This window comes from Thermoanaerobacter mathranii subsp. mathranii str. A3 (genome assembly GCF_000092965.1).
GTDB classification, from domain to species: domain Bacteria; phylum Bacillota; class Thermoanaerobacteria; order Thermoanaerobacterales; family Thermoanaerobacteraceae; genus Thermoanaerobacter; species Thermoanaerobacter thermocopriae.
This window is the reverse complement of record NC_014209.1, coordinates 517,815-533,330: the sequence shown is the minus strand read 5'-3', so window position 1 is coordinate 533,330 and position 15,516 is coordinate 517,815. Positions and strand designations below refer to the sequence as shown.

Genomic DNA, 15,516 nt, shown 5'->3' with positions numbered 1-15,516 from the left:
AAAAATGAAATTTAAAAATACTGCAAACCAAATCGTATTTTATGTGTTTTTAATAATATTTCTCGTGTATATAATTTTCCCTTTTTTATGGCAATTACTTACATCATTTAAAACTCCGCAAGAACTGTTCAGTATTCCTCCAACCTGGATTCCAAGTAAAATTTATACGGGATATTATATAAATGTGTTTACTAAACGCCCTTTTTTAACCTATTTGAAAAATAGTTTTATTGTTGCTTCATCTACCACTCTGTTTAGCCTTTTTGTTTCTTCTTTTGCATCATATGCTTTAGCAAGACTTAAATTTAAAGGAAAAGCGATAATACTTTCTTTAGTTTTATCTGTATCTATGTTTCCTGGAATCGCTATCGTTAGCCCCTTATTTCTATTTCTTAGAAAAATAAATTTATTGAATAGTTACTTAGGACTTATATTAACATACACTACTTTTGCAATTCCTCTTTCTTTGTGGATTTTAACTTCATTTTTTAAAGAAATTCCTTTTGAACTTGAGGAATCCGCAAAAGTAGATGGTGCTACTCCTATGCAAGCATTTTTAAAGATAATAATGCCTCTTGCTACACCAGGTATGTTTACAACTGCTATTCTCACGTTTATAGCTGCATGGAATGAATTTCTATTTGCTCTTGTATTTAACACACAAGACTCAATGAGAACAGTCCCCGTCGGTATTGCTATGTTTCCTGGAGAACACGACCTCCCTTGGGGAGATATTGCAGCAGCATCTGTTGTTGTAACAGTGCCCCTTATAATAATGGTCCTCTTATTCCAAAAGAGAATAATATCTGGATTAACTGCTGGTGCAGTAAAGGGATAAAACAGAACATAACACGATAAAAGAGAAAGGAGTGTCTTAAGTAATGCAAAGAAAATGGTGGAAAGAGGCAGTTGTATATCAAATATATCCTCGCAGTTTTTATGATACAAATGGTGATGGAATTGGAGATTTACAAGGCATAATAACTAAACTTGACTATTTAAAAGAACTTGGAATTGATGTTATTTGGCTAAACCCAATTTACCAATCGCCAAATGCAGATAACGGTTATGATATTAGTGACTATTATGGTATTATGGACGAGTTTGGAACAATGTCAGATTTTGATGAGCTTTTAAGCCAAGCACACAAACGAGGTATAAAGATTGTAATGGATTTGGTTGTAAACCATACATCAGATGAGCATAAGTGGTTTTTAGAATCAAGAAAATCAAAGGATAATCCATATAGAGAGTTTTATTTTTGGAAAAAGGGCAAAAATGGCCGTCCACCTAACAACTGGACATCATTTTTCAGTGGCTCTGCCTGGGAATATGACCCACTAACCAATGAATATTACCTACATCTTTTTGCTGTCAAACAACCAGATCTAAACTGGGATAACCCTATGGTCAGACAAGAGATATACAAAATGATGAAATGGTGGCTTGACAAAGGTATTGATGGGTTTAGAATGGATGTTATAAATCTAATCTCAAAAGTGGAAGGATTACCAGATGATATACAAGGCGAAAGGCAGGGTGGCCTTGTTGGCGCAAAATATTATGCGAACGGTCCCAAGGTTCATCAATACTTGCAAGAAATGAACAAAGAAGTTTTAAGCAAGTATGACATCATGACCGTTGGTGAAACACCATTTGTAACCCCTGAAATTGCAAAATTATATGTGGAATATGACAGAAATGAATTAAACATGTTATTTCACTTTGAACTCATGGACATTGACTGCGGTAATAGCAAATGGGATATAAAACCATGGAAGCTTACAGATTTCAAGAAAATCATGTACAAATGGTACTTAGCGTTAAAAGATAAAGGCTGGAATTCGCTATACTTGAACAATCATGATCAACCAAGAATGGTCTCACGTTTCGGAAATGATAAAGAATACAGAGTAGAATCAGCAAAACTTTTGGCAACATTTCTTCATACATGGCAAGGAACGCCGTATATCTATCAAGGTGAAGAGATTGGTATGACGAATTGCAAGTTTGAAAGCATTGATGAATTTAGAGATATAGAAACCCTGAATTGGTATAACGATATGAAAAAGCAAGGAAAAAGCGATGAGAAACTTTTAGATATTTTGAACAAGCGCAGTCGAGACCATGCGAGAACACCAATGCAATGGGATGATACTAAAAACGCAGGTTTTACCACAGGTATACCATGGATTAAGGTAAATCCTAATTATAAAGAAATAAATGTAAAAAAAGCATTAGAGGATAAAAATTCTATATTTTATTATTACAAGAAGCTAATTGAGCTTAGGAAAAAATACCCTGTTATTGTATACGGCAATATCACTATGCTATATGAGGATGATGAAAAAATCTTTGCATATACAAGAAGTTACGGCAATCAAAGGCTTTTGGTTGTGCTGAACTTTTCAGAAGATAATGTTAATTTTGCTGTACCAAAGGAGATGTTCACTAACTCCCCTCAGCTTTTAATAAGCAACTATCCAGTTAATGATAATATTCAAGAAAAAGTTATTTTAAGACCATATGAAGCAAGGGTATATAAAATATGAAGCTTAAAAAAATCCACAGTATGTGCTGTGGATTTTTTGTACAATTATTTTACTTCTAACACTTTATTTTTTATGTCAGATATGAACTCTTCAATATCAGTAAGTTCCGAAGTAATAATCTCACACAGCTCTTCCTGCCTTAAAAAACTTTCAGCTGCTGCATTCCTTTTATCATTTAAGAAGCTAAGGCTCTTAATTCCTTCAAATTCTGACGATTTATCATACCTTTCACCACATTCTTAATACTTTTCTAAAACTTCTTCATTGTATTTATCATAGACATATTTGAAATTGGCATAAATTTTATATCGATCTTTCATAAATTCTATATTTTCTAAAAAGACTATTCCCACATCAATATCAGTCAACGGATCGTCAATAACTGCTTTTTCCTCTTTCAACAATTTTAGTGCATTTTCTTTTTGCGAGCCAAATAAATACACCAATGCGATATTGTATTTTTTACATATATTACCACCTTATCCTCTTTAGACTTTATGACCGTATTTACATGGTTTACTCCAAAGTGTATACATCACATAAAATTTCAATCATGCCTTTTGCGTCAATTTTTTCTTTTGCAGAAATTGCGGCAGGTGATTTCCCTGCCGCTAAAATTTTTCCATCTTTTATTACAATATAAGCATCTTCAATCTCCTCTACCTTCTCCATGTCACTCCCACACAGAGGACGATTGTCAAGATGTGCATAAATTTTCTTAATGTTGTATATTAACAAATCTGTTCCCATTTTAAACCTCATTCGTATATTTTATTCTCTAAAACCATATTTTCAGAAAAGTTCTCTATCCTTAAATAATAATTTGCCACATCAAACAAAGCTTTTGCTGGCACAAGCCCTATAATTTCACTACCTATGACATTTACCCCATACCTTTCAGCTTCTGCTTTAATTGTTTCAAAAACTCTGTAAATAGGTGTTTTATTAAAATCAGTAAGATTCATTGACACCTGCACAATTCCTCTTTCTTTTAAGTTTACTCCTATCGCCTTAACATACCTGTAACCACCGCTTGAAAATCTAATAGCTTTAGCAATTTTATTAGCTATTTCAATGTTGTCTGTAGCAAGGTTAACATTATAAGCTATGAGAAAATTTCTTGCACCAATCGCTGTTGCACCGCTTTTTGGATTCATTTCCTGCGGACCAAAATCAGGCTTCCACTCAGGCTGCTTTATCTTTTCAAAAAAGTTTTCATACTCTCCTCGCCTTATGTTCTCCAGATTTTTTCTTTCAGGAGTTGTAGCTGCTTCCTCATATAAATACACTGGTATATTAAGCTCTTTTCCAACTCTTTCTCCTACTTCCCTCGCAATTTGCACACATTCTTCCATTGTAACATTTTTAACAGGTATAAAAGGCACCACATCTGTTGCTCCAATCCTAGGATGCTCTCCTTTATGATATCTCATATCAATTATCTCTGAAGCTCTTTTAATAAGCTTAAAAGCTGCTTCTTTTACTCCTTTTGCATCGCCACAAAAAGTTATGACAGTCCTGTTGTGGTCCTTGTCTGAAGAATAGTCTAAAAGCTTTACCCCTTCCGTAGATACTACCTCTTTGACAAGCTGTGCTATTTTTTCTTGATCTTTTCCTTCACTAAAATTGGGAACACATTCAATTATTTGGTTCATCTATTTTCTCACCCTTTCTAAAGTCATTTTGGTATATGCCCTTTTCATTAAAAGATGGTCGCTATTAAATCTTTTTACAATATATTTTAGTTACCCGTAAGTTTTGAATTTATAACATATTATATTTCTATTTAGCATATTAAAAATCCTGCTGACATTATTTAAAAAAGCGGGAATTCTCCCGCTTACTCAACCTTAAACTGCTTAATTGCTTCTATAAGCGTATTGGCATAATTTTTAAGTTCGTTTGCTGTTGAAGCCATTTCCTCCACAATTGCTGATTGCTCCTCTGAAGTTGCTGATACTTCTTCCGCTGATGCTGCAGCCTCCTCTGATACCGCTGCTATGTTCTGGATTGAATCAACTATTTTGTTCTTGTGGGATTCTATCTCTTTTAAAGATTTATCAAGATTGTCAATTTTTTCTACTATGAAATTCACTGCATGAAGTATTCCTTCAAATACATCCTTTGTGGTATTGACTGCATTGCTTTGCTCTTCTATTGATTTTGTTGAATCTTCTACTGTCTTGTAAGTATTGTTAATAGTGCTTTGTATTTCAGATATTAAGTTTGCTATGTTTCTCGCCGCTTGTGAAGACTGCTCTGCCAATTTTCTTACCTCATCTGCTACGACTGCAAAGCCTCTCCCTGCCTCTCCTGCTCTCGCTGCCTCTATTGCTGCGTTTAGAGATAAAAGATTTGTCTGGTCTGCTATTCCTGTTATTGTCTCTACAATTTTGCTTATTTCCGTAGATTTTTCTAAAAGATAATCTGTGGATTCTTTTACATTGTTATTAGCTTCTACTGTCAGTTGTGTCTTTTTGATTAAGTCATCTATAATCATAAGCCCTTCGTTAGATACCATGCTGACATTTGATACTTCTTGGTTTATTTCATCAGCGTTCTTAATGGATTTGTCAATCAATTGTCCAAGTAAGAAAGTGGCATTAGCGCTCTCCTCTGTTTCTTTTGCTTGGCTGGATGCCCCTTGCGCAATTTCTTCAATAGCTTTTGCAACGTCTTGAGTAGCTTGTGCTGCTTGTTCAGAAGCAACAGCCATGTTTTCAGCCGAATGATTTACAGATTCTGATACACTTTTTATATCAAAGATAAGCTTTTTTATTCCTTCAATCATTGTATTGAAGCTGTTTGCTAATATTCCTACTTCATCTTTTGCTTTTACATCAGCTTTAACAGTAATATCTCCTTTAGCTGCTAAAGACATAGCAGTGACCACTCTCTTGATGCCTGAAGATATTGAATTTGTAAAGAAATAAGTTACCAAAAAGCCAATGAGTAATACTATTATACTCACAGTAATTACAAAATTGCGTATTTTCATGACATCTGTTGTTAGCTCACTATCTTCCATTGTAACTACTGCTTTCCACCCAAAGCTGTCAAGATTTCTTACACTAGCAAATTTATATGTATTTCCTGAAACGTAATGTATAGTAGTATTATTGAGATTTAGCAATTTTTTCCCAAAGTCATATTTTTTTACAGAAGTAAATAATTGCTTTGCGTCTGGATGAGAAATGACAGTTCCATCTTTTGTGATTATGTATATGTAGCCTGAGTTGCCGATTTTAATGCTGGATAAATTTTTAGAAAGCTGTTCTAAACTTATGTCAATTCCCAATACGCCTAATAATTTACCATCTGAATTCCTAACCGCCTTTGCTATAGTTATCATAGGTACTTTTGTACCAAAATCTTGATATGGATCTGTCCATACAATACTTTCTCCTGCTTTTTCGGCATCTTTATACCAAGGTCTTTCTGTTGGATCATAGTCTTTTAAGCTGGGATCAGGAGGATATAAAATGTACTTTTTGTCAGGCGTTCCAAAGTACACATACATTGCATCTGGCATAGATTTTTTTACTTCTTCTAATTCTCTAAGCACTGCCTCATCTGAGGTACTGCTTCCATCATAATTCATTATAGTATCTGATTCAGATATCATGAGAAGTGTTGATTCTGTATTTTGTTTAAAATAACTTATATGCTTGTTTAAAACATTTAAAGCTGCCTGATTGGAATTGTTTATTTTAGATTTAAGAATACTTTCTGCAATATTTGTAGAAAAATATCCGGTTATGACAAGGGGAATAAATATAACCAAGATTGTAAACACCAAAAGTTTTGTTCTAATACTTTTCATTTGTTACCCTCCTATATTATATAGAAATGAAGCGTTGTTGTTTTTCCTTTTTCTCCCACAAGACTTCTTCCAGTGCTTCTACGATTTTGTAATTATATTTTTGTGATTGGGTTTTTAGTTCAAATATTGCCTCCTGTATATTTCTTAATCTTTTTTCATTATAAGGCCTTCTTGTAGTCATTGCATCAAAAGAGTCACAAATTCCTATTATTTGCGCACTTAAAGGAATAATACTGACACCAAAAGGATAACCGGAACCATCCAGCCTTTCATGATGGTAAAGTACACCCGGGACGAGATCTTTTAGTGAAGGAAAAATTTTCAACATTTCTGAACCATAAGTTGGATGTATTTTTACAAACTCGTATTCTAACTCTGTAAGCGAGCCAGCCTTGTCTAAAATGGTGACAGGTACTAATACTTTTCCAATATCGTGTAATAATCCCCCCTTACAGTTATAAATCTGCTCATCTTTAGGTAATTCTAATTTTTTAGAAACTAAGTAAGTAAGTTTTGCAACCCTTATACTATGTAAATAAGTCGTATAATGATAATGTTTCAAACTCGTTATTAAATGCTTTATTAGATAATACTCATTGTAATTGTATACTTCCACCGTTTCCCCTTCTTTTCGACATAATTTGACAAGAAAAATTATACCATTTGTTTCTTCTAATGTCAATTTTAAAAAAGTTTCAAAAAAAAAAAAAAAAAATACAGTTTTTTTAATCAATTTTTTTTGACAATCATTCTTTTAAAAAATAGTATACTGAACTATTGTTATCCTAATTTTATTTGATTTTGATGGAGAAACCAATAAATTTTTTTGATATAGATTTGTCACAAAAAAGTTTTAATTTTTTAATTCAGTATGGTATAATTATTATGTACCTGTTATATAGCGTTAATAACAGCAAAAATCTAAATTATTGCAAGCTGTTATATACGCTATAAATATCTGTTATATAATAGAATAAAATATTGTATACTGTGCTATAGCAGGTACATCTTTCTATGATCGCTGATTTTCGTTCATTTTTACTAATTTTAAAATAAGGAGAGGAGAAAAGAAATGGCTAAAGTAATGAAGACCATGGATGGTAACACAGCTGCTGCCCATGTGGCTTATGCTTTCACAGAAGTAGCTGCGATTTACCCCATAACTCCATCATCTCCAATGGCAGAAGTAGTAGATGAATGGAGTGCTCATGGAAGAAAAAACATATTTGGTCAGCCAGTAAAAGTTATTGAAATGCAATCAGAAGCAGGTGCTGCAGGAGCTGTCCATGGGTCACTAGCAGCAGGCGCTCTTACAACAACATTTACTGCATCACAAGGACTTCTTTTAATGATTCCCAATATGTATAAAATCGCAGGAGAGCTTTTACCTGGGGTATTCCATGTAAGTGCACGTGCAGTTGCAACCCATGCTCTTTCAATTTTCGGAGACCATTCCGATGTTATGGCATGCCGTCAGACAGGCTTTGCTATGCTTGCTTCTGGCAGTGTACAGGAGGTAATGGATTTAGCAAGCGTGGCACACCTTTCTGCTATTAAAGGAAGAGTGCCTTTCTTGCACTTCTTCGATGGATTTAGAACATCTCATGAAGTGCAAAAAATCGAAGTTTTAGACTACGAAGACCTTGCAAAGCTTGTAGATTATGAAGCTTTAAAAGCCTTCAGGAAAAGAGCATTAAATCCAGAGCATCCTGTAACAAGAGGTACAGCTCAAAACCCAGACATATTCTTCCAAGGAAGAGAAGCTGCCAATAGATTCTACAATGCTATACCTGAAATCGTAGAATATTATATGAATGAAATAAAGAAATTAACAGGAAGAGAATATAAGCTGTTCAATTACTACGGCGCACCAGATGCAGAAAGAATAATAATAGCAATGGGTTCTGTGACAGAAACTATTGAGGAAACAGTTGATTATTTAATGAAAAAAGGTGAAAAAGTAGGAGTAGTTAAAGTTCATCTTTACAGGCCTTTCTCTGCAAAACATCTGTTAGATGTAATACCAAAAACTGTTAAGAAAATAGCAGTGCTGGATAGAACAAAAGAACCCGGTTCAATTGGCGAACCGTTATATGAAGATGTAAAAACTGCTTTGTTTGACAGCGAATTGCGTCCAGTTATCGTTGGAGGTCGTTATGGTCTTGGTTCAAAAGACACTACACCTGCACAGATAATCGCTGTATTCGACAACCTCAAAGCCGATAAACCAAAAGACCATTTCACAATAGGAATAATTGACGATGTCACCTTTACATCACTTCCTGTAGGTGAAGAAGTTGATACCACACCGGAAGGAACAACCAGCTGTAAATTCTGGGGATTTGGTTCTGATGGTACAGTAGGCGCAAACAAGAACGCTATAAAGATCATAGGTGATAATACAGATTTATATGTGCAAGCATATTTCTCTTATGATTCAAAAAAATCAGGCGGTGTAACAGTATCCCACTTAAGATTTGGCAAAAAACCAATAAGGTCAACATACTTGATAAACAAAGCAGACTTTATTGCTTGCCATAAGCAATCTTACGTTTACAACTATGACATATTAGCTGGATTAAAAGATGGCGGTACTTTCCTTCTAAATTGCAATTGGAAAGTTGAAGAACTAGATAAGAAACTACCTGCTTCTATTAAGAGATATTTAGCTAGACACAATATCAACTTCTACATCATCAATGCTGTAGACATTGCAAAAGAAATAGGTTTAGGCGGAAGAATTAACATGATAATGCAATCTGCTTTCTTCAAACTCACAAACATAATACCAATTGAAGAGGCAGTAAAACACTTAAAAGAAGCTATCGTAAAAGAATACGGACATAAAGGCGAAAAGATAGTACAGATGAACTACGAGGCTGTGGACAGAGGTATAAATTCTTTAGTCAAAGTAGAAGTACCTGCTTCTTGGGCAGATGCTGAGGAACAACCAAAAGCAGAAAGACAAGTACCTGATTTTGTAAAGAACGTTGCCGACGTAATGAATAGACTGGAAGGAGACAAACTTCCTGTAAGTGCTTTCCTCGGAAGAGAAGATGGTACCTTCCCACCAGGAACTGCAGCTTATGAGAAACGTGGAATTGCTGTTGACGTACCTGAGTGGCAAATAGATAACTGTATACAGTGTAACCAATGTGCATTTGTATGTCCTCACGCTGCAATAAGGCCATTTTTGCTCACTGAAGAAGAGGCCAAAAATGCACCAGAAGGCTTTAAAGTTAAAAAAGCTATTGGAAAAGGCTTTGAAGGATTGTATTACAGAATTCAGGTTAGCGTTCTTGACTGTACAGGTTGCGGCGTTTGCGCAAATGAATGCCCTGCAAAAGAAAAAGCGCTTGTAATGAAACCTTTAGAAACACAAATGGAAGAAGCAAAGAATTGGGAATACGCAATGACTTTATCGCCAAAAGAAAACCCAATGAACAAAGAAACAGTAAAAGGAAGCCAGTTCGAAAAGCCTCTGCTTGAATTCTCAGGTGCTTGCGCAGGATGCGGTGAAACACCTTACGCTAAACTTGTCACACAGCTTTTTGGCGATAGAATGATGATTGCAAATGCTACAGGTTGTTCTTCAATTTGGGGAGCAAGTGCACCATCTACACCATATTGTACAAACCATGAAGGAAAAGGACCAGCTTGGGCAAACTCCCTCTTTGAGGATAACGCAGAATTTGGTCTTGGCATGGCATTAGCTGTAAAACAACAAAGAGCAAAATTAGCTGATATAGTAAAAGAACTGTTGGAGCTTAACATCACACCAGAGTTAAAAGAAGCATTGCAATTCTGGCTTGACCACATGATGGATGGCAAAAAATCCAAAGAAGCTACAATCAAACTCTTACCAATACTTCAAAACTACAAAACAGAAGATACAAAAGTAAAAGAGCTCATTAACGAAGTGCTTGAAAGAAAAGATTATCTCATCAAGAAATCGCAATGGATATTTGGTGGCGACGGTTGGGCATACGATATAGGCTATGGTGGCTTAGATCATGTTCTTGCTTCAGGAGAAGATATAAATGTTTTAGTATTTGATACAGAAGTTTATTCAAATACTGGCGGACAATCATCAAAAGCAACACCAGTAGGAGCAGTAGCACAATTTGCTGCAGCTGGTAAACCAATTGGCAAGAAGGACCTAGGAAGAATGGCAATGACATACGGATATGTATATGTAGCACAAGTTGCAATGGGAGCAAGCCAAACACAATTAATAAAAGCGCTAGTAGAAGCAGAAAGCTATCCAGGACCATCTCTCATCATAGCTTATGCTCCATGTATCGCTCATGGCATAAAACAGGGTATGAGCTGTAGCCAATTAGAAGAAAAGAAGGCCGTAGAGGCAGGATATTGGGTTCTCTATAGATACAATCCGCTTCTTAAGAAAGAAGGTAAGAATCCATTCATACTCGACTCCAAGCCACCAAAACTCTCAGTTAGAGACTTCTTGCAGGGTGAAGTCAGATTCTCGGCTCTGGAAAAGACTTTCCCTGAAAAAGCACAGAAGCTCTTTGAAGAAGCTGAGAAACAAGCTCAAGAGAGGTATAAAATCTACGAAAAATTGGCAAAAGATGAATAAAAAGTGGAGGGGGTATTCCCTCCTTTTTTTATTTTTGTAATAATTATCACTATTGGCTTTAATCCTTCTTTAATATGGTATAATAAATATAAATTTTATTTCTGGTATTTTCACAAAAATTATTCTTAGAAAGGACGGTATGACAAATGAATCCTATAGACCAAGCTATCAATTTTTACAAAGAAGAAGTTGAAGCTGCCGAGCTTTATACATACCTTGCAAAAATAGAAAAAAATCCACAAACTAAAAGTAATTTTGACGCGCTTGCAAAAATGGAGCGTGTTCATGCAAAATTTTGGCATCAATTTTTAAAAACCAGGAATATAGAAATTCAAGAAGGAAAATTCCACAAATTTAAGCTTTTTACTTATAAAATATTGAGAACTTTACTTGGAAGCAAATTATTTGTCACAATACTTGAGATGAATGAGGTAATAAGTACCGAATCCTATTACCGCTATTTTCACGAAGCCTCTCTTACAGAAAAAGAAAAGGCAATTCTCTCAAAAATCATAGAAGACGAACTGGAACATGAAAAAATCTTTAGCAGACAAAAAGACAAATTCAGCATAGAAAACATAAGAGATTTCATACTTGGGATGAATGATGGCCTTGTAGAAATATTAGGAACTGTAACAGGCCTTTCTGCCGTTTATCCAAAAAGCCCCATCACCGTTGGAACCGCTGGCTTAGTAGTAGGAGTAGCTGGTGCTCTTTCCATGGCAATAGGTGCATACACCTCTGTACGGTCTCAACGACAAGTAAATGAGGGAATAAAAAGTAAAATGGAACTTTTATTCAAAGTGTCTAAGGACAGGGCAAAAGAGGAATTCCTGAGTAAATTGTTAGAATCTGGCATACCTGAAGATGTCGGAACAGAAATCTTAGGAAAACTCAGTGACAATGAAGATGCCATGATAAACCTCTTAACAGAAGAAATTTCTGAAAACGAAATAAAATCTGCTCTATATACCGGCATTGCATACCTTGTGGGACTCCTATTCCCCGTTTTGCCTTATTTTATAATCACCTCGTCATCTTTAGTAGCACTTTTATTTTCAGTAATTTTTGCAGCAATAGCACTTTCTATAGTAGGAATTGTAGTATCTGTCGCTTCAGAAAGTCTTTCTGTAAAAGGAAAGGTTTTAGAAATGGTAACAACAGGTCTTGGAGCAGCAGCTTTATCATATCTTTTCGGCACTTTGGTACAATATGTATTTGGCATACAAGCATAAAAGGGCAGAGGTTCTGCCCTTTTTTATTTTTATATTATCTTTTTTAATTATTTTACTTTTTGGCCTTAACAAGCAAGCAAAATGAAGGTTTATCTTGTCTAGAGAAAAACAGAACGTTTGATACTTCTTTCAATTACTTTTCAAGAACTTTTTTCAAAAGTTCAATACTTGCCTCAATGTCATTTTTGTCTACCATCTCTGATATGCTGTGAACATACCTTGTAGGAATCGATATAACACCTGCCGGTATACCACCTTTTGTCAAATGTATAGGTCCTGCGTCAGTTCCACCAAATTCAAGTATTTCTAACTGATAAGGAATGTTATTTTCTTTCGCTACCTCAATCATCATCTCCCTCACAGAAGGACTTACTATTATTGACCTGTCCATCACTTTTATAGCTGCCCCTTTACCAAGAGAGACTGCCATCTTTTTCGCTTTAGGTGTATCGCCAGTTGATGTAACATCAACTGCTACAGCAAAATCAGGATGTATGTTATAGGCAGCTGCAGCAGCTCCTCTTGTCCCCACTTCTTCTTGAACAGTAAACACAAAATACACTTCGTTTTCTGTTTTAAGATTTTTTAGTGCCTCAATAACTACATAGCATCCTATCCTATCATCAAAAGCCTTTGATATAAGTCTATCACCTGCTTCAATAAATTCACCTGCAAAAGATGCACTATCTCCAATATTGACATATTTTTGAGCTTCTTCCTTATTTTTTGCCCCAATATCTATATACAATTTTTCAACTCTAAAATCTTTTTTATCCTCTAAATATTCTACTCCTATGGCTCCTTGAACTCCATTTTTAAAAACCACTCTCCTCCCTACTATCTGTTCTACAAAAACTCCCCCTATAGTAGTAAACCTCAAGAAACCTTCATCTTCTATGTGTGTAATCATAAGTCCTATTTCATCTGTATGAGCAGCCACCATTATTTTTTTTCCTTTTCCTGTTTTTCTGCATATCATATTCCCTAATGCATCGTATGTAATCTCATCACAAAAATTTTTTACTTCCTCTTTTATGACCTGTAAAACTTTCTCCTCACTTCCTGAAGGTCCATAAGTCTGTGTAAGTTTTTTTATCAATTCTATATTTAAGCTCATATCAAAGCCTCCTTCGCAATATTCTTTATTATCAAATCAACTAATTTGACTGTGTTGTTAAAATCCTCTAAAAAGGCTACAGAATTAAAAGAGTGAATATACCTACAGGGGACAGATACAGCAATTGCTTTTATGCCACCCTTCGTTAGGTGAATTTTACCTGCATCATTGCCACCACTGGCTATCCTTCTAAACTGATAAGGCACACCATTTTCTTCTGCTATTTTTACAATCTTGTTAATTATCTTTTTGTCATAAAGGGTCGTTCTGTCCATTAATGAAATTGCCGGCCCCTTCCCTAACTCGGTAGAAACCAAATGAGGTTCCGAGTCAGAAACATCCGCAGCCACTGTGCCTTCCACAACTATAGCAAAATCCGGCTCTATATTGTAGGCTGCAACGCCAGCTCCTCTTAAACCAACCTCTTCCTGCACAGTAAAAGCTGCACAAACAGGATATTCATAATCCCTTTTCAAGATCTCTATCAAAACATTGCAGCCTATTCTGTCATCTAAAGCCTTTGATTTTACATATCCATTTCCCAGTAGTTCAAAGTTGGCATCAAAATACACATAATCCCCTACAGAAACGTGCTTTAATGCCTCTTCCTTTGAAGTAGCCCCTATGTCTATGTACAATGCATCAAAATCAAGAGGCTTCTGCTGCTCTTCCCTTTTTTGAAGATGTATAGGCTTAGCACCTATTACGCCATTTACCCTCTTTTCGCCCACTTTTACAGTTTTAGATACAAGTATTCGGTTGTCTACTCCCCCAACAGGTGAAAAGCTCAAAGTCCCGTCTTCGTTTATAGACTTCACCATTAAAGCTACTTCATCCATGTGGGCAGCCAGCATCACTTTAGGTTTTTCCTTTTTCCCTTTTTTGCAGGCTATCAGATTGCCCATTTTGTCTACATAAAGTTCATCAACATAAGGTTTTACAATCTCTTTAATTTTCTCCCTTACTTCTTTTTCATCTCCTGAAGCACCCATCAAATCTGTCAGCTCTTTTAATAACATAGTTGTCCCTCCAATTCCTCGGGAAGATTGGCAATATAATAGGCCAAAAGCTTTCCACTATTTATGATGTCCTTCATATTAACAGTCTCCACTGATGTATGCATGTACCTTAAAGGTATTGAGACAAGTCCTGTTGGAACTCCTCCCCTTGAAATCTGTATAGCCCATGCATCTGTCCCTGAAGGTCCAGGAAGTGGCTCTATTTGGTGATTTATATTGTACTCTTTTGCAGTATCCACAAGCCCTTTATATACAGCTGGATGTATATTAGGCCCTTTTCCAATTGCAGGCCCTCTACCCAGCTCTATCTCTGTACTAACACCTCGGGCTTTACCATGTGTAACATCAATAGCAATAGCAATATCTGGCTCAACATTGTAAGCAGAAGTTGCAGCTCCTCTTACACCTACTTCTTCCTGCAGTGTTGCTATTGCATAAACATCGTGATAATGGTATAATTTCTTAAGCTCCTCAAGGCATATTGCCATTACAGCAATGCCTGCCCTGTCGTCCAAAGCTTTACCTGAAACATAATCATTTAGAAGCTCTCTAAATTCTCTTTTTATAGTTATTACATCTCCAATTTTAATTAATTCCTCTATTTCTTTTTTACTCATTCCAACATCTATGTACATGTCCTCAATCTTTATAGCCTTTTCCATATCCCCTGAAGACAAAAGATGTGGTGGTTTGCTCCCTATAACTCCCAATATATTCTTCTTTCCGTGAACTATTACCTCTTGAGAGGGAAGAGTTCTTTGGTCTACACCCCCTACAGTGGTAAACTTGATAAATCCCTTATCGTCTATATCCTTTACTATAAGACCTATTTCATCTAAATGGGCTGCCAGCATTACCTTATACTTACCTTTTGTACCCTTTTTTAAAAAAAATAAATTGCCAAATTTATCTTCAGCGACTTCATCAGAAATTGTAGCAAACTCTTCTTTTAATAAATCATAAATTCCTCTTTCATGTCCAGAAACTCCATGGCTTTCGCATAATTTCTTTAGCAAATTCTTATAATCCATTTTCTACCCCTTCCCATCTAGTTTTATTAAACCTCTCCTTTTATTTTTATGATTCACCCCTGCAAGTTTATTATTTCTACAAAACCTCTCAAATTCCTGCTTATTCAAAGGAGTATTGGCTGCCTTTATTAGCTTTACT

Annotated in this window: 12 protein-coding genes; 4 read left to right on the top strand and 8 right to left on the bottom strand. The window is 35.5% G+C overall.

From position 1 onward, the window contains the following. The first annotated feature begins 4 nt into the window (after positions 1–4). On the top strand, positions 5–838 hold the full coding sequence (locus tag TMATH_RS02510) for a carbohydrate ABC transporter permease (RefSeq protein ID WP_013149852.1): 834 nt from the start codon (positions 5–7) through the stop codon (positions 836–838). A gap of 43 nt (positions 839–881) precedes the next feature. Beyond that, positions 882–2,552, top strand: a complete 1,671-nt coding sequence (locus TMATH_RS02505; RefSeq protein WP_013149851.1) for a glycoside hydrolase family 13 protein — start codon at positions 882–884, stop codon at positions 2,550–2,552. Between the two features lie 239 nt (positions 2,553–2,791). Here TMATH_RS02505 and TMATH_RS02500 read toward each other — a convergent pair whose 3' ends face one another. From TMATH_RS02500 to TMATH_RS02480, 5 genes are all read right to left on the bottom strand, one after another. Then, positions 2,792–3,022 (bottom strand): hypothetical protein, encoded by a 231-nt coding sequence (locus TMATH_RS02500; RefSeq protein WP_083768263.1) that lies wholly within the window; start codon positions 3,020–3,022, stop codon positions 2,792–2,794. A 46-nt stretch (positions 3,023–3,068) separates the two neighbouring features. Further along, positions 3,069–3,302: a hypothetical protein gene (locus TMATH_RS02495; RefSeq protein WP_049766014.1), complete on the bottom strand. Its 234-nt coding sequence runs from the start codon at positions 3,300–3,302 to the stop codon at positions 3,069–3,071. 8 nt (positions 3,303–3,310) lie between these two features. Continuing rightward, positions 3,311–4,207: a glutamate formimidoyltransferase gene (gene ftcD, locus TMATH_RS02490; protein ID WP_013149850.1), complete on the bottom strand. Its 897-nt coding sequence runs from the start codon at positions 4,205–4,207 to the stop codon at positions 3,311–3,313. Between the two features lie 185 nt (positions 4,208–4,392). After that, a complete protein-coding gene (locus tag TMATH_RS02485; protein ID WP_013149849.1) occupies positions 4,393–6,375 on the bottom strand; it encodes a methyl-accepting chemotaxis protein in 1,983 nt (660 codons plus the stop codon). A gap of 16 nt (positions 6,376–6,391) precedes the next feature. Further along, the gene (locus TMATH_RS02480) at positions 6,392–6,991 is read right to left on the bottom strand and encodes an HD-GYP domain-containing protein (RefSeq protein ID WP_028991856.1); all 600 of its coding nucleotides are present in this window, start codon (positions 6,989–6,991) and stop codon (positions 6,392–6,394) included. 456 nt (positions 6,992–7,447) lie between these two features. Here TMATH_RS02480 and nifJ point away from each other — a divergent pair, with 456 nt between their 5' ends. Next, positions 7,448–10,975 carry a pyruvate:ferredoxin (flavodoxin) oxidoreductase gene (gene nifJ / locus TMATH_RS02475; protein ID WP_013149847.1) on the top strand — a complete coding sequence of 1,176 codons (3,528 nt, stop codon included), beginning with the start codon at positions 7,448–7,450 and terminating at the stop codon, positions 10,973–10,975. A 146-nt stretch (positions 10,976–11,121) separates the two neighbouring features. Next, positions 11,122–12,210, top strand: a complete 1,089-nt coding sequence (locus TMATH_RS02470; RefSeq protein WP_013149846.1) for a VIT1/CCC1 transporter family protein — start codon at positions 11,122–11,124, stop codon at positions 12,208–12,210. A gap of 133 nt (positions 12,211–12,343) precedes the next feature. Here the strand turns inward: TMATH_RS02470 and TMATH_RS02465 are convergent, their stop codons facing one another. The 3 genes from TMATH_RS02465 to TMATH_RS02455 are packed head-to-tail and all read right to left on the bottom strand — an operon-like array spanning position 12,344 to position 15,377. Next, positions 12,344–13,327: a M42 family metallopeptidase gene (locus tag TMATH_RS02465; RefSeq protein ID WP_013149845.1), complete on the bottom strand. Its 984-nt coding sequence runs from the start codon at positions 13,325–13,327 to the stop codon at positions 12,344–12,346. Next, a complete protein-coding gene (locus tag TMATH_RS02460) occupies positions 13,324–14,346 on the bottom strand; it encodes a M42 family metallopeptidase (RefSeq protein WP_012994543.1) in 1,023 nt (340 codons plus the stop codon). Before TMATH_RS02460 ends, TMATH_RS02465 begins: the two co-directional genes overlap by 4 nt. Beyond that, positions 14,337–15,377: a M42 family metallopeptidase gene (locus tag TMATH_RS02455; protein ID WP_013149844.1), complete on the bottom strand. Its 1,041-nt coding sequence runs from the start codon at positions 15,375–15,377 to the stop codon at positions 14,337–14,339. The genes TMATH_RS02460 and TMATH_RS02455 overlap by 10 nt, the downstream gene beginning before the upstream one ends. Between the last annotated feature and the right edge of the window lie 139 nt (positions 15,378–15,516).